This is a genomic window from Mycoplana sp. BE70, from assembly GCF_031455855.1.
GTDB lineage: Bacteria > Pseudomonadota > Alphaproteobacteria > Rhizobiales > Rhizobiaceae > Mycoplana.
Window position 1 is genome coordinate 175,900 of record NZ_JAVDTM010000007.1, and the last position, 21,230, is coordinate 197,129.

19 protein-coding genes are annotated in these 21,230 nt (G+C 64.6%); 9 read left to right on the top strand and 10 right to left on the bottom strand.

What is annotated here, in order from left to right; all coding sequences use genetic code 11:
- Positions 1-46 precede the first annotated feature (46 nt).
- A complete protein-coding gene (locus tag J2Y48_RS14760) occupies positions 47-514 on the top strand; it encodes an NUDIX domain-containing protein (RefSeq protein ID WP_310419373.1) in 468 nt (155 codons plus the stop codon).
- A 29-nt stretch (positions 515-543) separates the two neighbouring features.
- Here the strand turns inward: J2Y48_RS14760 and J2Y48_RS14765 are convergent, their stop codons facing one another.
- The gene (locus tag J2Y48_RS14765) at positions 544-1,530 is read right to left on the bottom strand and encodes a glutathione S-transferase family protein (protein ID WP_310419376.1); all 987 of its coding nucleotides are present in this window, start codon (positions 1,528-1,530) and stop codon (positions 544-546) included.
- A gap of 271 nt (positions 1,531-1,801) precedes the next feature.
- Here J2Y48_RS14765 and J2Y48_RS14770 point away from each other — a divergent pair, with 271 nt between their 5' ends.
- Positions 1,802-2,347, top strand: coding sequence for an N-acetyltransferase (locus J2Y48_RS14770; RefSeq protein ID WP_310419379.1), 546 nt, complete (start codon positions 1,802-1,804; stop codon positions 2,345-2,347).
- Between the two features lie 56 nt (positions 2,348-2,403).
- Here J2Y48_RS14770 and J2Y48_RS14775 read toward each other — a convergent pair whose 3' ends face one another.
- From J2Y48_RS14775 to J2Y48_RS14795, 5 genes are all read right to left on the bottom strand, one after another.
- Positions 2,404-3,204, bottom strand: a complete 801-nt coding sequence (locus J2Y48_RS14775) for a methyltransferase domain-containing protein (RefSeq protein ID WP_310419382.1) — start codon at positions 3,202-3,204, stop codon at positions 2,404-2,406.
- 84 nt (positions 3,205-3,288) lie between these two features.
- Positions 3,289-5,358: a glutamine amidotransferase gene (locus tag J2Y48_RS14780; protein WP_310419386.1), complete on the bottom strand. Its 2,070-nt coding sequence runs from the start codon at positions 5,356-5,358 to the stop codon at positions 3,289-3,291.
- 1 nt (position 5,359) lies between these two features.
- Complete coding sequence (locus J2Y48_RS14785) at positions 5,360-8,173, bottom strand: DUF4159 domain-containing protein (RefSeq protein WP_310419389.1); 2,814 nt, start codon at positions 8,171-8,173, stop codon at positions 5,360-5,362.
- Positions 8,170-9,090: a DUF58 domain-containing protein gene (locus J2Y48_RS14790; protein ID WP_310419392.1), complete on the bottom strand. Its 921-nt coding sequence runs from the start codon at positions 9,088-9,090 to the stop codon at positions 8,170-8,172. Before J2Y48_RS14790 ends, J2Y48_RS14785 begins: the two co-directional genes overlap by 4 nt.
- Positions 9,091-9,103: 13 nt before the next feature.
- Positions 9,104-10,117: a MoxR family ATPase gene (locus J2Y48_RS14795; RefSeq protein WP_310419395.1), complete on the bottom strand. Its 1,014-nt coding sequence runs from the start codon at positions 10,115-10,117 to the stop codon at positions 9,104-9,106.
- A gap of 144 nt (positions 10,118-10,261) precedes the next feature.
- On the opposite strand from J2Y48_RS14795, the gene J2Y48_RS14800 reads away from it, so the two are divergent.
- Genes J2Y48_RS14800 through J2Y48_RS14810 form a run of 3 tightly spaced genes read left to right on the top strand, consistent with a single transcriptional unit; the run spans position 10,262 to position 12,764 of the window.
- A complete protein-coding gene (locus J2Y48_RS14800) occupies positions 10,262-10,885 on the top strand; it encodes a DUF1285 domain-containing protein (RefSeq protein ID WP_310419398.1) in 624 nt (207 codons plus the stop codon).
- Positions 10,882-11,514, top strand: a complete 633-nt coding sequence (locus J2Y48_RS14805) for a CoA pyrophosphatase (RefSeq protein ID WP_310419401.1) — start codon at positions 10,882-10,884, stop codon at positions 11,512-11,514. The genes J2Y48_RS14800 and J2Y48_RS14805 overlap by 4 nt, the downstream gene beginning before the upstream one ends.
- Entirely contained in the window at positions 11,511-12,764 is a 1,254-nt protein-coding gene (locus J2Y48_RS14810) for a CCA tRNA nucleotidyltransferase (protein WP_310419404.1), read from the top strand. The genes J2Y48_RS14805 and J2Y48_RS14810 overlap by 4 nt, the downstream gene beginning before the upstream one ends.
- Before the next feature lie 162 nt (positions 12,765-12,926).
- Here the strand turns inward: J2Y48_RS14810 and J2Y48_RS14815 are convergent, their stop codons facing one another.
- The 3 genes from J2Y48_RS14815 to hemF all read right to left on the bottom strand — a co-directional run bounded on the left by J2Y48_RS14815 (position 12,927) and on the right by hemF (position 14,466).
- Positions 12,927-13,118 (bottom strand): DUF1059 domain-containing protein, encoded by a 192-nt coding sequence (locus tag J2Y48_RS14815; RefSeq protein ID WP_310419408.1) that lies wholly within the window; start codon positions 13,116-13,118, stop codon positions 12,927-12,929.
- A 95-nt stretch (positions 13,119-13,213) separates the two neighbouring features.
- Entirely contained in the window at positions 13,214-13,459 is a 246-nt protein-coding gene (locus J2Y48_RS14820) for a hypothetical protein (protein WP_310419411.1), read from the bottom strand.
- Between the two features lie 95 nt (positions 13,460-13,554).
- Complete coding sequence (gene hemF / locus J2Y48_RS14825) at positions 13,555-14,466, bottom strand: oxygen-dependent coproporphyrinogen oxidase (protein ID WP_310419414.1); 912 nt, start codon at positions 14,464-14,466, stop codon at positions 13,555-13,557.
- 175 nt (positions 14,467-14,641) lie between these two features.
- Here hemF and J2Y48_RS14830 point away from each other — a divergent pair, with 175 nt between their 5' ends.
- Together J2Y48_RS14830 and J2Y48_RS14835 are read left to right on the top strand one after the other, a co-directional pair.
- Positions 14,642-14,902: a hypothetical protein gene (locus tag J2Y48_RS14830; RefSeq protein WP_310419417.1), complete on the top strand. Its 261-nt coding sequence runs from the start codon at positions 14,642-14,644 to the stop codon at positions 14,900-14,902.
- 178 nt (positions 14,903-15,080) lie between these two features.
- On the top strand, positions 15,081-16,364 hold the full coding sequence (locus tag J2Y48_RS14835) for a hemolysin family protein (RefSeq protein WP_310419420.1): 1,284 nt from the start codon (positions 15,081-15,083) through the stop codon (positions 16,362-16,364).
- 110 nt (positions 16,365-16,474) lie between these two features.
- Here J2Y48_RS14835 and J2Y48_RS14840 read toward each other — a convergent pair whose 3' ends face one another.
- The gene (locus tag J2Y48_RS14840) at positions 16,475-16,933 is read right to left on the bottom strand and encodes a tRNA (cytidine(34)-2'-O)-methyltransferase (protein WP_310419422.1); all 459 of its coding nucleotides are present in this window, start codon (positions 16,931-16,933) and stop codon (positions 16,475-16,477) included.
- 470 nt (positions 16,934-17,403) lie between these two features.
- On the opposite strand from J2Y48_RS14840, the gene J2Y48_RS14845 reads away from it, so the two are divergent.
- On the top strand, positions 17,404-19,257 hold the full coding sequence (locus J2Y48_RS14845; RefSeq protein ID WP_310419425.1) for an ABC transporter ATP-binding protein: 1,854 nt from the start codon (positions 17,404-17,406) through the stop codon (positions 19,255-19,257).
- Positions 19,258-19,344: 87 nt separating this feature from the next.
- Positions 19,345-21,213 carry an ABC transporter ATP-binding protein gene (locus J2Y48_RS14850; RefSeq protein WP_310419819.1) on the top strand — a complete coding sequence of 623 codons (1,869 nt, stop codon included), beginning with the start codon at positions 19,345-19,347 and terminating at the stop codon, positions 21,211-21,213.
- Positions 21,214-21,230: the final 17 nt, after the last annotated feature.

Genomic DNA, 21,230 nt, shown 5'->3' on the forward strand with positions numbered 1-21,230 from the left:
ACGCGCGATGAACGGGGAGGCGCATGAGCAGCGAACGGCCCCGGAAATGCGAAACCTCTTGGCCCGTCTGGCAACCCGCGTGGTGCATGGCTATTTCGCCTATGCGCGCGGAATGACGCTCGGCGTGCGCGCGGCCTGCTTCGATGCCGAGGGACGCGTCTTTCTCGTCCGGCATAGCTATGTGCCGGGCTGGCACCTGCCAGGCGGCGGTATCGAGCGGCACGAAACCGCGCCGCAGGCGCTTGCCAAGGAATTGCGCGAGGAGGGCAACCTTCTTGCGGGCGATCCGCCGCGCCTGTTTCACGTCTACTTCAACAGAAGAACCAGCAAGCGCGATCACGTGCTGTTCTACGTCTGCGACAACGTGCGGCAGAGTGCGCCGAAGCGGCCAGACCGGGAAATTCGCGAGGCAGGTTTCTTTTCCCTCGACGCCTTGCCGGAAGGGGTGACGCCCGCGACGCTGCGCAGGCTCGATGAAGTGGCCGGCCGAACGCCGCCGGCCGACTTCTGGTGACGACTGCAAAGGTAGCCGCAGCAGTCTTCTCAGGCGGCCAGCAGCCCCTCGCGCCTGTGGGGTGCGGCGAGGTCGAGTTCCGGCCCGACCGGGACGATCCCCGTCGGATTGATCGTCAGGTGGCTGCGGTAATAATGCTGCTTGATGTGGAACAGGTTCACCGTCTCGGCGATGCCGGGCACCTGGTAGAGGTCGCGCAGGTAGCCGGACAGGTTCGGATAGTCGGCGATGCGGCGGTTGTTGCACTTGAAGTGGCCGACATAGACGGCATCGAAGCGCACCAGTGTCGTGAACAGGCGCCAGTCGGCCTCGGTGATCTGGGCGCCGGTCAGGTAGCGCTGGCCGGCGAGACGCTGCTCCAGTTCGTCCAGCGTTGCAAACACACGCGCGACGTTTTCCTCGTAGGCGTCCTGCGTCGTGGCGAAGCCGGCCTTGTAGACGCCGTTGTTCACCGTGTCGTAGATCTGCTCGTTCAGCGCGTCGATCTCGGCGCGCAGGTGCGCCGGATAATAGTCGGCGCGCGAACCGGTGATCCCGTCGAAGGCGGAGTTGAACATGCGGATGATCTCCGCCGATTCGTTGGAGACCATGCGGTCCTGCTGCTTGTCCCAGAGAACCGGAACCGTGACGCGTCCGGAATAGTGCGGATCGGCCTTGGTGTAGATCTGCCAGAGCGTCTCGACACCGAAAAGATGGTCGACGGTGCCGCCGTTTTCGCCCTTGAACTCCCAGCCCTTCGACAGCATCACCGGATCAACGATCGACACGGTGATGAGGTCTTCCAGCTTTTTCAGCTTGCGGAAAATCAGCGTGCGGTGCGCCCAGGGGCAGGCCAGCGAGACATAGAGATGGTAGCGGCCGGCCTCGGCCTTGAAGCCGCCATCGCCGGTGGGGCCGGGTTCGCCGTCGGGCGTGATCCAGTTGCGAAACTGCGAGGCCGCCCGCTTGAAATGACCCTTGGTGGCCGCGGTGTCGTACCAGACATCATGCCAGATGCCGTCCACAAGCTTTCCCATTCCGAGCTCCTTACAGTTACCGATACACTGTCTAAATAGATTCAACGGTCGGGAGCGAATAGGTGCTGTTTCTTGAACAGTGCGTTTTGGGCTTTGACAGACGACATTTTTCTGCTATCCGCGCTGGTTAGAAAACGCGTGCCGGAGTGGCACGAACAGGATTTCGGTTCGAACGATGTTCTTTGCAGGAAACCCGCGACGACGCTGATGCTCTCAAACGCCTCTCTCGAGGCGAAGTCATCCTATTGTCTCGCACACGGTTCCTGTTCCCATGCACAAGCACGACCTCGTCTACCTGACCGAACACGCGTCCCATGACGCCGCCATCGAACACATCAATGAAGAGGCCTTCGGCCCCGGCCGGCACGTGCGCGCCGCGGCAAGGATCCGCGAGCAGGGACCGCACGACCGGTCGCTGTCCTTCATCTGCGCCGACGACGGCGAGACGATCGCCTCGGTACGGATGACGCCGGTCACGGCGGGCGACGTGAAGGCGCATCTGCTCGGCCCGCTCGCCGTGCGGCCATCGCACAAGAACATGGGAATCGGCCGGGAACTGGTGCGGATCGCGGTGGAGGCGGCAAAGCGGAAGGGCACCGAGGCGGTCATCCTTGTCGGCGATCCACCCTATTACGGTCCGCTCGGCTTCGAAAAAGTTGCCTACAATGCGCTGACTTTCCCCGGCCCGGTCGACCCGAAGCGGGTGCTGGTGGTACCAATTTCCGTCGACACGCACGAGCGGCTGAAAGGCGAAATCGGCTGGCGGCCCGATGACGCGGCTGCGGTGGTTCCGGTGAAGCGCGCCGCGGCAGGCTGAGCGCAGTGGCCATCGCCGGCGAGAGTTGCCGGCGAATTGCCCCAAAATGCTTCGGATCAGGAAACGATGCCCCGGCAGGCCACCGCGATGTTCGCAAATGATCTTGGGCCGTCCGGCTGGCCAGCCTCGTAGGCATCGCGCACGGCGGCGTCGGTGCGCGCCCGCTCTTCGGTGCCGAGTGCGGCGACATACTGGCCGAGCGGGCCTTCGCCCGCAGCCATCGGCGCCCAGTAGTCGTCGAAATTCCGGTAGTCCATTCGAACCATGAGCTGGGTTTCCGTAACGTCCACGAGGCCCTGCTCAACGAAGGTCCGTTTCAGTTCACCAGGTTGCATCATGGGCTGGAAGCAATAACGGCCGCGCAGCTGACGCCCGCTTTCGCTAAGTGCCCCCACCGTATCGACCATCATGCGCATGCCGGGCATGCCGCCAAGGTGATCCCACACGGCCGCCGCAACCACGCCGCCCGGTCGGACGACGCGGCGCATCTCGGCGACGGCCTTGGCGGCGTCGGGCACGAAATGGAGCACAAGCAGCGCCATGGCGCGATCGAACCTGCCGGTGTCGAAGGGCAGGGCGCAGGCATCCGCCTGCCGGATCGTCACGCGCGGGTCGGTGTTGCTCCGGGTCGCCGCTTCGACGAAGACTGGCGAATAGTCGATCGCGACAATTTCTTCGACATTGGCAGCCTTGGCGAGGGCGAAGGTGAGACTACCGGTGCCGCAGCCGACATCGATGATTTTCTCGCCGTCGGTAAGCCCCGCGAAATCGATGAACTGGAGGGCGAGAATTCTGCTCCAGCGCCCCATCAGTTGTTCATAGCCGCTTGAATCGTGGACGTTGAAGGTTGAGGGCATCGAAACCTCCATCCCGTGCGGGGCCGTCATCGGCCCGATGAACACCTGTCCTGGCGCGTCTCCGCTCAGCGCTGACGCGCCGGTTCAGCGACCCTCACGATACCACATGCCCGACAGCGCAAGCAGCAGCAGCCCGACGCCGGCAAAGCCGGCAAAGAGCGGCAGGCTGTCGACGCTCTTCAGCGCCGTTTCGTTGGTCAGGCGGAGCGAAAGGCGCTGCGGATCGGACGCGCGCACGGAGCCGGAGACCGGCAGCAGCGGCGGCATGTCGAGGGTGTTTTCGGCATCCGCCAGACGCCGCACCGTTCCCTTAGTCTTGTCAGCCAGCGGCTCAAGCGTCTCGGTGGTCGAGATCGTCGCCTTGAACTCCGGGGCATCGATTGCGCCGACATGCACCAACGCCGTCAACCCCTCGTTCTCGATTTCATAGAGGCCGGTTTCTGCCGTCTTGACCTCGGCGCGGTAAAGTCCGGGGCCATCGGCCTTCAGTTCGACGGAACTCGTCTTGCCCGAGGGCAATTTCATGATTGCGGGGCCTGGGGCTGCCTTGATCGTCTGGCGCGTAATTTCCAGCGTCCGGCCGAAGGCGCGCGCCGTCAGGGCTTCTTCCTCGAGCGCCGGTTCCTGCATCAGCCAATGGGCGGTGCGGCGATAGAGCGAGACGTGCGGGCCGCCGCCCTCGAAGCCGCGCGCCCACAGCCAGCCCTGATCGGACAGCAGCATGGCGACGCGCCCCTTGCCGTGGCGGTTGAGCACCAGGAGCGGGTGGTTGTCCGCCCCTTCCATGACGACGCTGCCCTGCGGCGGGGCCACGTCGACCGTACGGAACCAGCGTCCCCAGTGCGGCGGTTCCTCGAGTGCCCCCTCCAGCCCGCGCGTGACAGGATGCTTCTTACCCTGTTCGGTGAGCCGCGGATAAAAGGCCTTCTCGTTTATCACGCCGGTCGGCGTTGCTGGCAGCACCGCGGACAGCGGCGTATAGGCGATCGAATCGCTGCCGGCATGTTCGGGGCCGGCGGCAATCAGCAGCGCCCCGCCATTTTCCACGTATTGGGCGATGTTGTCGTAATAGAGGATCGGAAGCACGCCGCGATGCTGGTAGCGATCGAAAATGATCAGGTCGAACTCGTTGATCTTGTCGACGAACAGTTCCCGGGTCGGGAATGCGATCAGTGACAGCTCGTTGATCGGCGTTCCATCCTGCTTTTCCGGCGGACGCAGGATCGTGAAGTGGACGAGGTCGATCGCCGTGTCCGACTTCAGCAGGTTGCGCCAGGCGCGTTCACCGGCATGCGGTTCGCCGGACACGAGCAGCACGCGCAGGTTCTCGCGGATGCCGTCGATTAGATGAACGGCGCGGTTGTTGGCGGTGGTGATTTCGCCGGGGACCGGCTCGACGGCGAATTCCAGCACGTTGCTGCCGCCGCGCGGCACCGTGAAGCTGAAGGGGGTTTCCGCGCCAGGGGTCGCCATCTCCGAGGCGATCTCGTTGCCGTTCAAGCGGATCGTCACGTGCGCCGTCGTTCCCGGCCCCTTGCCGTCGTCGGTCACGCGAAACTTCAGTTCCTGCGGTTCGCCGACGATGCCGAAGCGCGGTGCGCTGAGGACCTCGATGCGCCGGTCGAATTCGTCCGGGCGGCCGGTGATCAGCGCGTGCACGGGTGCATCGAAGCTGGTGAAGGCGGCCGGGTCGGGGATGTCGTGCACCTGTCCGTCCGTCACGAGGATAGCGCCACCCACTCGCGAGGGGGGAACGTCGGCAAGGGCGGCCGTCAGTGCGTCGAAGAGGCGGGTCGAGGGCGTGTCGGAGTCCGGATCGTTGCCCGCTTCGACGATGCGCGGCTCGAGGCGCGGGTAACGGGCCAAGCGTGCCTTGAGCTCCTCGACGGCCTTGTCGGTCATCGCGGTTCGATCGGCGTTCTGCTGGCTCTGGCTGCGATCTACGACGACGGCGACTACTGTCGGAAGCGGCTCGCGCTCCTCGCGTGTGACGACCGGGTTGGCGAGCGCCAGCATCAGCAATGCGAGTGCCAGCGCGCGCAACGCCGAACCGCGCAGGCCGCGCCAGAGCCCGAAGGCGCTCAGCAGCACGGCAACTGCGGCGAGTACGGCGAGTGCATACCAGGGAATGAGCGGTGAGAAGGCGATGCTCATGTTACTGCCCCAGCCGTTCGAGAAGAGCGGGAACGTGGACCTGGTCCGCCTTGTAGTTGCCGGTCAGCATATACATCATGATGTTGACGCCAGCACGGAACGCGTGCTCGCGCTGGACCTCATCGGGGGGGACTGTCGGCAGCAGCGGCATGCCGTTGTCGTCGATCGCCCAGGCGCCGGCAAAATCGTTGCCGGTGATCATGATCGGGGTCACGCCGTCGCCGGACCGCACCGGTCGGTTTGGATCATCCTTGTGGTCGAGTTCCGCCTCGACCCAGAGGGGGCTTCCGGCGTAGCGGCCGGGAAAATTGGTCAGGAGGTAGAACGCCTTTGTCAGGACGTGGTCGGCCGGCACGGGCTCCAGCGGCGGAATGTCGAGGTCGGCCAGGATCGCGCGCAGCCGCTGCGTATTGGGGCTGGCTTCGCCGGCGTTCTCGATCGAGGAAAACTGGTCGCGTGTGTCGAACAGCACGGTGCCGCCGTTGCGCATGTAGGCATCGATGCGGCTGATGGCGGCGGGCGTCGGCATTTCCGCGCTTGCGCTGACAGGCCAGTAGAGCAGGGGATAGACGGCCAGTTCGTCGGTCGCGATGTCGACGCCGACCGGCTCGCCGGGTTCGAGCGTCGTCCGGTAGGTGAGAAACTCGGTCAGACCTGCGAGCCCGCGTTCCGAGGTGTGGTCGACATCGCTTTCCCCGGTGACGACATATGCGAGATGGGTCGTGTCCAGGCGGGCCAGCAGCGCATCGTCGCCGGGCTTGGTGTCGTCAGCAAGGGACGATCCTGGCGAAAGGGCCAGCAACGCCAATGACAGCGCGAAGGGGAGGGCGAGGGCGGCGGCGCGCACTGGCGCCTGCCTGATGGTGCGGGCGAAGGCACCGCTCATGATCAGCACGATGAGGCAGTCTGCGATCAACAGCAGAGTCGCAATCAGGAACAGCGTCGGCTTGAGCGATTTCGCCACTTCGCCGATCAGGTTTTCGCGCTCGATTGCCAGATCGGTCGCTGCTGGAAGCGGTGCCAGCCTTTGGCCGGCCGGAAACAGGTTGTGGGCGACAAAGCCATCCTGCGCGCCGTAGAGACCCGGAGGATTGTCTTCCGTGGCCGTAACCTTGCCGGCAGTGGACGGATCGAGCGGCTTGGCCTCGCCGGTATCGGTGGTCAGCGTGCCGACCGCGGTCAGCAGCCGGAACGGCGGCAGGCGCTGTCCCTGCGCTTCGCCCGATACGGCCACGCCGCCGCCGTGCGAAAGCTGCACGGTGCGGCGCAGCATCTCGACGAAGTCGCCCGAAAGCGGCAGGTTCGACCAGCCGGTTTCGGCACTGACGTGGAAAAGCACGATCCGCCCGGCGCCGATTTTTCCGGTCGTCACAAGCGGTGTTCCGTCGGCGAGGCTCGCCCAGGTCCGCTCGGGAAGGTCCGGCGTCGGCTCGGCAAGAACCTGGCGCTTGACCAGCACGTCGTCCGCTCGCGGCAAGCCGGCGAAGGGGCTCGTCGGCGGATAGTCGGCGAGCGGCTGCGGCTCAGACCAGGAAAGCGCGCCATCAAGCGCGCGTTCGCCCTTTCGGAGCATGACGGGCACCAGCGGATCATCGGCGGGGGCTGCGGCGAGACGGGGGCCGGCGAAGCGGATCAGCATGCCGCCAGCGTCCAGCCATTTGTTCATCGGCGCGTAAGCCTCCTCCGGCAGCCGGCCGATATCGGCCATGATCACCACCGACGGGCGCTGTTCGAGGAGTTCAGGAATGGCGGTGGCGAGGTCGGCAACGCCTGGACGGATCAGGTCTGAATAGGGGGCGAGCGCCTTTTCGATGTAGTGCAGCGGCGAAAGCAGCGGTTGGCTGGCATCCTGTGTTTCACCGCTCAGGAAGGCGACACGCCGCCGCCGAAAGCCGTCGTCCAGGAGATAGGTCGCACCGGCCGAGGCCAGGCCATCGACGGTGATGTGGGCAAAATCGTTGCGCAGTTCGAAGGGCGCCGCAATGCTGCCGGTCGCCATTGCTTCGCCGGGCTTGAAGGTGAGCGTTCCGTTGCCGATCGGCCGTCCGCGCGTGTCGTGGGCGGTCAGGGCGAGCGTTCGCGCTTCGCCCGTCGAAAGACGACTTGCGCTGACCGTCATTGCTTCCGCGTCGTTGTTGGCGGACGTTACCGCGATGGTTCCTCTGCCGTCCCCCTCGATCAGGCGCAGATTTGCCGGCTGCAGTGCTTTCAACGCTGAAAGCGTGCCGTCGTCATCACCGCCGGCAATCCCGTCGGAAAGGAAGGCAAGCGTGCCCGGCGGCGTGTTTGCCAGTGCTGTCTTCAGGGCGGCGAGCGCAGAGTCGCGATTTGCCGGCAGGGGGAGCGCCTGGGTCGCGGCGAGCCGCGTGCGGGCCGTTGCCGCGTCGCTCGGCACGGCATCGTGGTGCCGTTCGGCGGTGAACACGATCGAAACGGGAACGTTACGCGCCTCCGCATCGTCAATCAGGGCGGATGCGGTGTCGACGCGCCGTTGCCAGTCGGTGGCGGTGGCCCAACTGTTGTCGATGACGAGCACGAGCGGACCGGCGGCTGAAAGGGTGTTTTCGCGCGGATTGAGCACAGGCTCGGCGATCGCGAGAATGACGGCTGCCGCCATCAGCATTCGCAGCAACGTCAGCCACCAAGGGCTCCGCGCCGGCGTCTCCTCGCGCTTCAGGATCGAGGCGAGGATGCGAAACGGCGGAAAGGCTTCGACGACGGGCCTTGGCGGCGTCAGCCGCAGGAGCCACCAGATCGCCGGGAGAAGCACGAGTGCGGCAAGGACGGCCGGATAGACGAAGACGAGGCTGCTCATCGGTGTGCTCCCGCAGCCCTCATGTCCGGCAGACCGGAGAGGTACATGTGCGCAGCGACGATCGCTTCGGACGCGAGATGGTCGGTGCGGTGCACGACGAAACTCCAGCCGAGATGGCGCAGGTTATCGGCCAGCGTGGTACGGCGGGCCTGATAGGCGCGGGCGTAGTCGTCCTTGAGCGTCTCGGCCCGACCGGCCGTCAACTTCTCCCCGGATTCGGGGTCGGTGAACTCGGTGCGGCCGGCATAGGGGAACAGTTCTTCGGCCGGATCGGCGATTTCGATCACGTGGCCGCGCAGGCCGCGTTTGGCCACCGGTCCGAGCCGCTCCATCACCGCATCCGGCGGATCAAGGAAGTCGCCGATCAGCACGATATCGCTCGAACCGCGGATCATCTCGGTGGAGGGGAGGCCGTCGGCGAGTGTGCTGTGGGCAAGGGCGGTCGCGAGCCGTTCGGCCGCATTGCGGGCCGCGATCGGCTCCATGATGCCCGGGCAGCCGATCCGCTCGCCCGAGCGTGCGAGGATCTCGGCGAGCGCCAGCAGCACCACCAGCGCGCGGCTTTCCTTCGACACCGCGCCGAGGCTCGACTTGTACATCATCGAGGGCGACAGATCGGCCCAGAGCCAGATCGTGTGCGCCGCCTCCCATTCCCGATCGCGCACATATGTATGGTCGTCGCGGGCCGAGCGCCGCCAGTCGATCCGCGCAAGGCTCTCGCCGGTCACGTAGGGACGAAACTGCCAGAAGTTTTCACCGATGCCGCGCTTCCGGCGGCCATGCCAGCCGGCAATCACGGTGTTGGCAAGGCGGCGCGCCTCCACCAGGCAGTCCGGTACCAGAGCCGCGCGCGCCTGCGCCCGCGACAGAACCTCGGCTGTCGGTGTGCGTCGGACGATCTCGCCGATTGCAGGCATGGCGCGCTCCCCGTCAGCCGCGGGCCCGATTGACGAGCGAGGCGATGACGTCGCGCACGGAAATCCCTTCGGCGCGGGCGGCGAAGGTCAGCGCCATGCGGTGCTGCAGCACCGGCTCGGCGAGCGCCAGCACGTCGTCCACCGACGGGGCGAGCCGGCCATCGTAGAGCGCGCGGGCGCGGGCGCATAGCATCAACGCCTGGCCGGCGCGGGGGCCGGGGCCCCAGGCGACCTGCTTGTCGGTTGCGGCATTGCCGTTGCCCGGACGGGCCGAGCGGACCAGCGAGAGGATCGCGTCCAGCACGGTCTCGCCAATCGGCATCTGGCGGATAAGCGTCTGGATTTCCTGCAGCCGCGCGCTGGTCATCGCCTGTCCCGCATGCGCTTCGCCGGTCCCGGTCGTCTCAAGCAGGATCCGCCGCTCGGCGGCAAGATCCGGATAGTTCACGTCCACCTGCAGCAGGAAGCGGTCGAGTTGGGCTTCCGGCAGCGGATAGGTGCCTTCCTGTTCCAACGGGTTCTGCGTGGCAAGTACGTGGAAGGGGCGGGGAAGATCGTTGGCACGACCCGCAACCGTCACATGGTATTCCTGCATCGCCTGCAGGAGTGCCGACTGCGTGCGCGGCGAGGCACGGTTGATCTCGTCGGCCATCAGCAATTGCGTGAAGATTGGACCGGGGACGAAGCGGAACGAACGCTTGCCGTTTTCGTCCTGGTCCATCACTTCGGAGCCGAGGATGTCGGAGGGCATCAGGTCCGGGGTGAACTGGATGCGGCTCGAGGACAGGCCGAGCACGGTGCCGAGAGTCGCCACGAGCTTCGTCTTCGCCAGCCCCGGCACGCCCACGAGCAGCGCGTGGCCGCCGGAAAGGATGGCGAGCATGGTCTGCTCGACCACGCTCTCCTGGCCGAAAATCACCTTTCCGACTTCCTTGCGCACCAGCGCGATATCGGCAAGCGCGTGCTCGGCGGCAGCGATGACGGCTTTTTCGTCCAGGCCTGTTTCGGGGGATTTCGCGACGCCCATGGTGGTCTCCAGGTGCCAGTTTTACAGTCCGGCGATACCGCCGGTCGAATATTGAGCTTATAGGCTCGCCCGCTGCTGACAAGCGGCCATGAAATGACTATCTCGTGACATAGGAATGAGATAGGGGGCAACCGGGACGGAACAATGGCGAAAGGCGAATTTCAGGCGACGGGCGACCCGGCCGGGCTCGCGGCGCTGATCGCGCGCGCTGCCGCGGACACGGGTGGGCAGAGCCGCGGCCTGCCGCCGGTGGACAAGTGGAATCCGCCGGATTGCGGCGATATCGACATGGAGATACGCGCCGATGGGACGTGGTTCTACATGGGCACGCCGATCGGCCGGGCACCTCTCGTGCGGCTTTTTTCCACGGTGCTGCGGCGCGACGAAGACGGAAAGACCTATCTCGTAACCCCTGTGGAAAAGGTCGGCATCCGCGTCGTCGACGCCCCTTTCGTGGCCGTCGAGATGGACGTGCAGGGTGAAGGGGAAGGCCAGACGCTCACCTTCCGCACCAATGTCGGCGACGTTGTGGAGGCCGGAATCGGGCATCCCTTGCGTTTCGTCATTTTTGGCGAAAACAATGAGTTGAAGCCGTATCTTCACGTGCGCGGACGGCTGGAGGCGCTGATTTCCCGACCGGTGATGTACGACATCGTCGCACTCGGCGAGACGATCGACATCGACGGAACGCCGATGTTTGCGGTGCGCTCCGGCGGAGCCGTGTTCCCGATCATGCCGGCGGCCGAGCTGGAAACGCTGTCGCGATGAGCTTTCCCCTCTACAGCGCCGCCGAATTCCGTCGCCGGGCCATGGCGCAGTCCCTGACGTTGCACCCGGAAGATTGGCGCGAGAACGGGGATGCGAAGCTCAATCCGACGACCATTGCCCATGTCGAGGGCATGAAGCTGAAGGACGCCGCCGTGCTGATCGCTGCGGTCAACAACGGTGACGACGCGCGCTTGATTTTCACGCAACGCACCGCCTCGCTGCGCAAGCATTCGGGCCAGGTCGCCTTTCCGGGCGGCGCGGTGGACGACACCGACCGCGACATGGAAGAGGCCGCCGCACGCGAGGCGGAGGAGGAAATCGGGCTCGATCGCCGGCTGGTCGAGCCGGTCGGGCGGCTCCCGGACTACATGGCGCTGTCCGGGTTTCGCATCACGCCGGTCCTTGCGGTGGTGCAGCCCGGCTTTTCCCTGCACCTCAATCCGGATGAAGTCGACGAGGTTTTCGAGGTGCCGCTGTCCTTCCTGATGGATCCGGCCAATCACGCGATGGGAAGCGGCGTCTGGCTCGGCACCGAGCGCCACTATTATCGCATGCCCTATGAGGGCCGAAACATCTGGGGCATCACTGCAGGCATCGTCCGGGTGATCTATGAAAGGCTTTATGCATGACATCGGTTGCGGATCAGGCCTGGTTCAAGGATCCGGCGCTGCAGCACGTGTTGAGGCTGCTCAATGAAGATGGCGGTGAGGCGCGCGTCGCCGGCGGGGCCGTGCGCAACAGCCTGCTGGGGATGCCGGTGGGCGATGTCGACATTGCCACCACCCTTGTTCCGACGGAGGTGATCACGCGTGCCAAGGCCGCCGCGGTCAAAGCGGTGCCCACCGGCATCGACCATGGCACGGTGACGCTAGTCGTGGAGCGAACCCCCTTCGAGGTCACGACGCTGCGCCGCGATGTGGAAACCGACGGCCGGCGCGCGCAGGTGGCATTCGGCACGGACTGGCAGGAGGACGCCGAGCGGCGCGATCTCACGATCAACGCGCTCTACGCGACGGCCGACGGCTCGGTGATCGACCTCGTCGATGGCCTGGCGGACATCGAAACGCGGACGGTGCGCTTCATCGGCGACGCTGATCAGAGGATCGCAGAGGACTACCTGCGGATTCTCCGCTTCTTCCGCTTCTTCGCCTTCTACGGCAGCGGGCGGCCGGATGCCGATGGCCTTCGCGCCTGCGCGCGTGCCAAGGCAAAGCTCGCCTCCCTGTCGGCCGAACGCATCTGGTCGGAGACGAAGAAGCTGCTTTCCGCACCCGATCCGGTCCGCGCCCTTCTGTGGATGCGCCAGTCGGGTGTTCTGACCGAGATCCTGCCGGAGACGGAGAAATGGGGCATCGATGCCGTTCCCGCCCTGATCGCCGCCGAGACCGCCTGCGGTTGGACGCCGGATCCGATGCTTCGGCTGGCCGCGATCCTGCCGCCGGATGCGGAACGGCTCGCGAGGCTGGCGGCGCGTCTGAAGCTTTCTCGCGCGGAAGCGGCCTATCTGGCCCAGTGGGCCGGCGCGCCCGAGATCCCAGCCACGCTCGCAGAGACGACCTTCGACCGCATGCTCTACCGCAATGGTGCGCAGGGGATCGTCGTTCGCCTGAGGCTGGCATTCGCGTCATCGCGAGCGAAGGCCGAGGCTGAACCGCATGCCATGGCCTTCAGCGGCCTTTGCCAGCGATTGCTCGCGCGTGCCGAACGCTGGTCGAAGCCCAATTTTCCGCTTTCCGGCGCGGACGTCCTGGCGGCTAGCGTTCCGGCCGGCCCGAAGGTGGGGGAAATCCTCGGAACACTGGAAGACGAGTGGGTCGAGAGCAACTTCAACCTCGACCGGGCAAGCCTTCTTGCCCGGCTGGCAGCACTCGCGACGTAAGGGTCTTTCCGACGCGCATTCTTTTCGATGCGCGCCCAGTGCCCTTCAATGCACCGCTCTACAGCAGGTCTCCCGAAAGTGGGAACTGGTTTCGGGATAAAGACATGTGAAAGAACAATGACCTAAAGCGCGGTGAGCGAATCTGAAAGATCGCGGCGCGCTTTAGGCACTCTCCACCGTCGGCTCGTCGACGATCCGGGCCTTGATGTTTTCGAGCATGTTCTCGCGGATCACCGTCTCGCCATGCGTATCGCGCAGGTGCTCGACGACGCGGCGCATGACTTCAGCGTCATTGTCGGCGCGGGTATGCCATTCACAGCCCGGGACAAGCGTTCCGCATTCAAACAGTCTCATGGCGTGTCTCCCTTGGTTGCCTTGGCGATGCGTGAGGGACCTTGGACACAACAAATCCAGATCCGCCGTGTCGGGACGGGCCCATTCTGGCCTAGTCAGCCGATCTTGCTGTCGGGCTTTGCCCAGGCGTCGAAGCAGGCGGAGGACTGGTACCTGGCATCTCTGGACGGATTTGCAGAGCCGGTGTCGGCGAGTTGGCGCCGAACCAACTGCAGAAAATAGTCTCGCGGCAGGCCGCTGCCGCTTTCGAGGCGCATTTTCTCGGCGATCCGATTGAGGAATTCGGCGCTATGCTGGCCGGGCTCGGCGTCACTCGGCACACCGGCAGTCGCATTCGTCATGATAACCCTCCTCCGATGGAACCATGCGAGGAAATGCTAACATGAAACAGGATGGCACGGAATTCGAATGACGTCTCGGGCCTGCTATAATCGGGTCAGGGCCAGCGGACGACCGGGGGGAGCGACGAGAGGATCGACTCGACGTTTCCGCCCGTCTTCAGGCCGAAAATGGTGCCGCGATCGTAGAGCAGGTTGAACTCGACGTAGCGGCCGCGCCGGATCAGTTGTTCGTCCCGGTCTTCTTCGGTCCAGCCGTTGTTGAAGTTGGAGCGCACGATCTTCGGATAGACCAGGCCGAATGCCCTGCCGATATCCTGGGTGAAGGAGAAATCGGCTTCCCAGCCGCCGGCTTCCTCCGAGGAATGTTGCCAATCGTAAAAGACGCCGCCAATGCCGCGCGGCTCGTTCCTGTGTTTGAGGAAGAAGTACTCGTCACACCAGGTCTTGAACTTCTGATAGTCGGCGACCGGATGCCGGGTGCAGGTGATCTCCATGGCCCGGTGGAATAGGAGCGTGTCGGGATCGGTTTGCAGCCGACGACGGCCGAGCATCGGCGTCAGGTCCGCGCCGCCCCCGAACCAGTGGCTGGTCGTGACCACCATACGGGTGTTCATGTGCACGGTCGGAACGTTCGGATTGACCGGATGGGCGATCAGCGAGATGCCGGAGGCCCAGAAACGCGGGTCTTCGCTCGCACCCGGTATCTGTCCGCGGAATTCGGGAGAGAATTCGCCGTAGACGGTCGATGTGTGGATGCCGACCTTCTCGAAGACGCGGCCTTCCATCATCGACATGCGGCCGCCGCCGCCGTCGCCGTCATCGCGCTGCCAGTCGCGCGCAACGAAGCGGCCGGGCGCACGATCGCTCAGGGGACCCTGCAACTCGTCTTCGAGCGTTTCGAAGGACGCGCAAAGATGGTCGCGCAACGCCTCGAACCAGGCGCGCGCGCGCGCCTTCTTGGATTCGATGTCATCCGGCAGGCCCTGCGGCAGGTCCGGTCTTTCCATGATCTGTTCCTGATTGTCGGGCCACATTCTACGGCCGATTCGGCTTTCCCGACACTTCCCATTTTTCTGCCACACTTGGCAACCGTGCCTCGGCGGCGTTGGGGCGGGAGGACTCGCCAAAGCGCCGGCGACATCCTATGTTTAGGCCATGAATGTGCTGCCGGAGGAAATCTGCATGGCGCGTATTCCAGGGCCCCCGCCGCTCGATGGCCTGAGACGACGGATCGAACAGAGCCGACGCGAACGGGCCGGACAGGAAAAGGGCCACTTCATCCGCGAGACCTATCGCCTCGAGCGCGGCGCTGCGCGCCTAAAGGCCCGCGAATGGTTCGATACCTGGCCGAAGGCCGCCTATTGGACCGAGGTGGAAAGCTGGCGTCCGCTCGAAGGCGATCGGATCGAGTTCACCATGCGGCGGCTGCCGAGCGCGGATTGACGGCAGCCGCACGGGTTCAACGGGTCTGATGCTCGCCGTCCCGACATTGAATCGGCATAGGGAATTGGCACAGGTCGACAAGGTTTGCATTGACCCTGAAGGCGTTGCCCCGTAGTTTGCGGCGCATCTGAAACAGCAGAAAGGTGCCGGTTCGAGAAATGCGTCCGGCGAACACCGCTTGTTCGAGCTTGCGATTGCATTTGTTCTTATCGTCATCAACGGGGTCTTTGCCCTTTCCGAACTCTCCATCGTTTCATCGCGAAAAATCCGCCTGAAGACGCTCGCTGCGCAGGGAAAGCGAGGGGCCGAGGCGGCCATTCGCCTCGCCGACAATCCCGGCAGATTCCTGTCCACGGTGCAGATCGGCATCACCCTCGTCGGCATCCTGGCCGGTGCCGTCTCGGGTGCGGCGCTTGGCCTGCGTCTGGGTGAGATCCTGCGCGATGCAGGCGTGTCGAACTGGCTCGCCGGACCGCTCGGCTACGGCATCGTCATCACGATCATCACCTATCTTTCGGTCGTCGTCGGCGAACTCGTGCCCAAGCAGGTCGCCCTGCGCAATCCGGAGCGCTTTGCCTGTTCGGTCGCCCCCGCCATGTTGCTGCTTTCCAAGGCGGGCGGCCCGTTCGTCTGGTTGCTGGACGGCTCCACGCGGCTGATCTTTCGCGTGCTCGGCCTGCACGAAACACCGGAGAGCGTCGTCACCGACGAGGAGATCAAGGCCGTCATGGCGGAGGCCGAAGCGGCGGGCGTCATCGAGAGCGGCGAGCAGAGCATGATCGCTGGCGTGATGCGCTTCTCCGACCGCGAGGCAAGGGGTCTGATGACGCCGCGCAAGGACGTCGACTGGATCGACCTCAGCGACGATCGGAACGAAATCCGCCAGCAGATTTTCGCAAGTCCGCATTCGCGCCTGCCCGTCGGCGACGGCGGCATCGAATCGATCATCGGCATCCTGCAGGTGAAGGAGCTTCTGCCGGCGGCCTCGTCCGGCGCGCCATTCGACATTCGCACTTACATCCGCCAGGCGCCGGTCATTCCCGACAGCATGGACGCCATGCGCGTGCTCGAAGCGCTGCGCTCCTCCGACGTGCCGATGCTGCTCGTCCACGACGAATACGGCCACTTCGAAGGCGTGCTGACGCCGGCCGACGTCCTGGAGGCCATCGCCGGCGTGTTCCGATCCGATGTCGGTGAAGGCGAGGAGGACGACTATGCCGTCCGGCGTGCCGACGGATCCTGGCTAATCTCCGGCTCGATGCCGATCGATGAAATGGCCGACCAACTCGGCCTGTCGCTATCCGACAGCCGAAGCTATCAGACCGCCGCCGGTCTTATCATCGATCTGCTCCAGCATCTTCCGGTCACAGGCGAGGTCGTCCAGACCCAGGGCTGGCAGTTCGAGGTCGTGGACATGGATGGCCGCCGCATCGACAAGCTGCTTGCCAGCAAGGTCGAGTAGCTGATTGCCGAGCGTGGCCCTGGGGCAGGGGGGCTCCGGCTGCGCGCTGGGAAACGGTCTATGACAGCGTCGCAGCGTCGCCGGATTGGTCAGGGCTGGATTGGGTCGGATCAGAAGCCCGTCTGCCGCAAGGCCTCCCCGGCGATCATTGCCGCCGACATGGCGACGTTGATGGAGCGCTGTCCCTCGACCATGGGAATCAGCACGCGGGCATCCGCACTTTCGTGCACGTGGTCCGGAACCCCGGCGCTTTCCCGGCCGAACAGCAGAATATCGTCCGCCTGGTAGGCGATGTCGACATAGGGTGTTGCGGCCCTGGTCGAGGCGAGAACGAGCCGCCTGCCGCTGGCCTCGCGCCATTCCGCGAACCGCTCCCAGGTGACGTGCCGGGTCAGCGTGACGGCGGCGAGATAGTCCATGCCGGCGCGCCTGAGGCTGCGGTCGGAGATGTCGAAGCCGGCGGGTTCGATGATGTCGACGCCGAGCCCGAGGCAGGCGGCGAGCCTCAGGATCGTGCCGGTATTGCCGGCGATGTCGGGCTGGTAGAGGGCGATGCGGAGTTGCGACATGGCTTTCGCCTTAGCGCATAAACCCTCGCATCGGAATCGAAATCCGGCCTGTGCCATGCGCAGGTCGGGGCCGCGGCACCACCGTTGTCCGCCATCACGCACGAGCCGGTCCGACGCCATTGCGGTCGGCAGTAGAACGGCCAGGTTGTGCCGATCCGGCAACAGCGACCGGCAATGGCGCAATTTCCGACGGTTTCCTCTGGCAAAATGTCGCATTTCACGGTAACAAGGCTCATCTTCAACGCGAGAACAGGGAGGCATCCATATGGACACAGCATATCGACAACGCCTCCTTGACGGCATCACTTACCGTCTCGCCTAGGCGCTCGGCGCTCTTTCAAACTTGAATTTTCAATCGACCGTGGGTGGCCCCGTCGCTCGCCTTGCGGTCTCCCGGGCATCCCTGTCAGGCTTACGCTCCTGCGAAAGCCGTGCCACGTTACCCCGGGCAGATTTCGGAGAAGACCACCATGTTCGGCTGGTTCGAACGCAGATTGAATCCTTATCCCTCCGAGGAGCCGACGCTCCCGCCGAAGGGAATTCTTGCCTTCCTCTGGCACTACACGCGGCCGGCTGCGCCGTGGCTGGTGCTGCTCGGCTTCTGCTCCATGGTGCTCGGGATCGCGGAAGTGCTGCTGTTCCGGTTCCTCGGCAATATCGTCGACTGGCTCTCGGCTGGTGATCCGAGCACGTTCCTTGCCCGCGAGGGCGGCACGCTGGTCTGGATGGCCGTGCTGCTGCTCGTTCTCATTCCGGGCTTCGGCGCGCTGCACACGATGACGATGCATCAGGCGCTCGCGGGCAATTTCCCGATGATCGCCCGCTGGCAGATGCACCGTTACCTCATCCGCCAGAGCATGACCTTTTTCGCCAACGAGTTCGCCGGCCGCGTCTCGACGAAGGTGATGCAGACGGCGCTCGCCGTGCGCGAGACTGTCATGAAGATCATCGACGTCTTCATCTACGTGGTGAGCTACTTCGTCTCGATGATCGCGATCATCGCCTCGGCCGACCCGCGTCTGGTCGTGCCGCTGCTTCTGTGGTTCGTCATCTATGTCAGCATCCTGCGCTATTTCGTGCCGAAGCTCATGGTGATTTCGCGCGAACAGGCGGATGCGCGCTCGATGATGACGGGCCGGATCGTCGACAGCTATACGAACATTGCGACCGTGAAGCTCTTCTCGCATGCCGGCCGTGAAGAAACCTATGCCCGCGAGGGCATGGACGAGTTCCTGCAGACGGTGCACAAGCAGATGCGCCTCATCACGCGGTTCAACATCCTGATCGATGTCAACAACGTCATCACGATGTTCTTAACTGCGGCCATCGGCATCTATTTCTGGATGTCGGGCGATGTGACAGTCGGCGCCGTGGCGGTCGCCGTCGGGCTCGCCATGCGCATCAACGGCATGTCGCAGTGGGTGATGTGGGAAGTGACCGCGCTGTTCGAGAACATCGGCACCGTCTATGACGGCATGGGCATGATGACGAAGGCGCACGACATTACCGACAGTCCGCAGGCGCCGCCGCTTGCCGCAAGGAAGGGCGCGATCGAGTTCGACCGCGTCGGCTTCCATTACGGCAAGAGCAAGGGCGTGATCGAAGACCTGTCGCTGTCGATCAACGCGGGCGAGAAGATCGGCCTGGTCGGCCGCTCCGGCGCCGGCAAGACGACGATGATGAACGTGCTCCTACGCTTCTACGACCTGGAGAAGGGCCGCATCACGGTCGACGGCCAGGACATCGCCGAGGTCACGCAGGACAGCCTGCGCAGCAAGATCGGCGTGGTGACGCAGGACACCTCGCTCCTGCACCGTTCGATCCGCGACAACATTGCCTACGGTCGGCCGGAGGCAACGGACGCGGAGATCATCGAGGCGGCCAAACGCGCCAATGCCTGGAGCTTCATCGACGACCTCGTCGACCAGCAGGGCCGCAGCGGCCTCGATGCGCAGGTCGGCGAGCGCGGCGTCAAACTCTCCGGCGGCCAGCGCCAGCGCATCGCGATCGCGCGCGTTTTCCTCAAGGATGCGCCGATCCTGATCCTCGACGAGGCGACTTCGGCGCTGGATTCGGAGGTCGAGGCGGCGATCCAGGAGAACCTGTTCGCGCTGATGGAAGGCAAGACGGTGATCGCGATTGCACACCGGTTGTCGACGCTGACGGAGATGGACCGCCTGATCGTCCTCGACAAGGGCCATATCCACGAGATGGGCACCCATGCCGAACTCGTCGCCCGCGGAGGCATCTACGCCGACCTCTGGAACCGCCAGTCCGGTGGCTTCATTGCCGACGACGAGAAGGCGGAAGCCGCGGCAGAGTGAGTGAAACGGACCTGTCCGCCAAATGGCGGGCAGGCTCCTGTCCGAACTTTAATTTGCTGCCCTCGGGAATCGGCCTATATCTTGCCCATGGTTCTGCGCGCGATCTTTTCCCATTTCGAGAACTGGATAAAGCCGTTTGCGCGCACCGAGGATCTGCGCCCGCCCGCCGGCCTGATCGGCTTCATCTGGTTTTACGTCCGCCAGGCGCCGGGGCCGTTCGTCGCCTTGATGATCCTTGGCGGGTTGACGGCGGCGATCGAGGCGGCGACCTTCTGGTTCGTCGGGCGGCTCGTCGACATCCTGGGCACGGTGAAGCCGGCCGATGGCTGGTCGGGGCTGATCGCCGGTCATGGCTATGAGCTTCTGGCGATGCTGCTACTGATCGGCATCGTTCGCTTCGGCGTTACCTTCCTGATGGCGCTGTTCGACCAGCAGGTCATCACGCCGGGCTTTTACAATCTCGTTCGCTGGCAGTCCTACGCGCATGTCGCGCGCCAGTCGCTTTCCTTCTTCCAGAACGACTTCTCCGGACGCATCGTCACCAAGGTCTGGTCATCCGGGCAGGCGACGGGCGACGTCATCACCTCCTTCATGGAAAGCATCTGGTTCGTGATGATCTATGCCGCCTCGACGCTGGTGTTGATCGGCGGGCTCGATCTTCGGCTGGCCGCCGTCGTCTGCGTCTGGATCGGCGTCTTCGCGCTGCTGGCGCGGTTCTTCGTGCCGCGCATCCGCTATCATTCCAAGGAATCCGCGGAAGCGGCGTCCATGCTGAACGGCCGCATGGTCGACGCCTATTCAAACATCCAGACGCTGAAGCTGTTCGGGCGTGACGACGTCAACGATCGCTACATGTTGCAGGGTTTTGAGACCTATCAGGCGACGATCCTGCGCTTCACGCGCTTCTTGACGGGTGTTCGCGCGTCCCTGGGCCTGCTTTCTGGGATCATGATCGTCAGCATGGGCGTGTTGTGCATCCACCTGTGGCTCGCCTCGATGATAAGCGCGGGCGCGGTTGCCTTTACCATGGCGCTCGTCCTGCGGCTCAATTTCCTGCTCAACCGCCTGATGACCCAGCTCAACAGCATCATGCGCAACATCGGCACGATCCAGAATTCCGCCGAATTGATCTCGCAGCCGATCGGTCTCGTTGACCGGCCGGACGCCCGGCCCCTTGTGATGACGCGGCCGGAAATTCGCTTCGAGAACATCCGCTTCCACTATGGACGTCCGTCAGGGGTGATCGACAATCTTTCGCTGACCATCCGCCCCGGCGAGAAAGTGGGGATCGTCGGCCGTTCGGGGGCGGGCAAGTCGACCCTCGTCAACCTGCTGCTGCGCTTTTACGACCTGGAGGGTGGCCGCATCCTTGTCGGTGGCCAGGAGATTGGCGCCGTGACGCAGGAAAGCCTCCGCGCCAACATCGGCATGGTGAGCCAAGATACCGCGCTTCTGCACCGGTCGATCCGGGACAACATCCTGTTCGGCAAGGCGGACGCGAGCGAAGCCGAGGTGATCGCCGCCGCCGGCCGCGCCGAGGCCAACGAGTTCATCCAACGCCTCGAGGACCAGCGCGGCCGCAAGGGCTTCGATGCGCATGTCGGCGAGCGCGGGGTGAAGCTCTCGGGTGGCCAGCGCCAGCGGATTGCCATCGCGCGGGTGATGCTGAAGGATGCGCCCATCCTGGTGCTCGACGAGGCGACCTCCGCACTCGACTCGGAGGTAGAGGCCGCCATCCAGTCGAACCTTGAGAAGCTGATGCGCGGCAAGACCGTCCTCGCCATCGCGCACCGCCTCTCCACGATCGCTGCACTCGACCGTCTCGTCGTGATGGACCGTGGCCGGATCGTCGAGCAGGGAACGCATATCGAGCTCGTGGCTCGGCGTGGCCTCTACGCCGAACTCTGGGCGCGTCAATCGGGCGGATTCCTTGCGCGGGATCAAGCCGCGGAATAGACGAAACGCAATGGAGA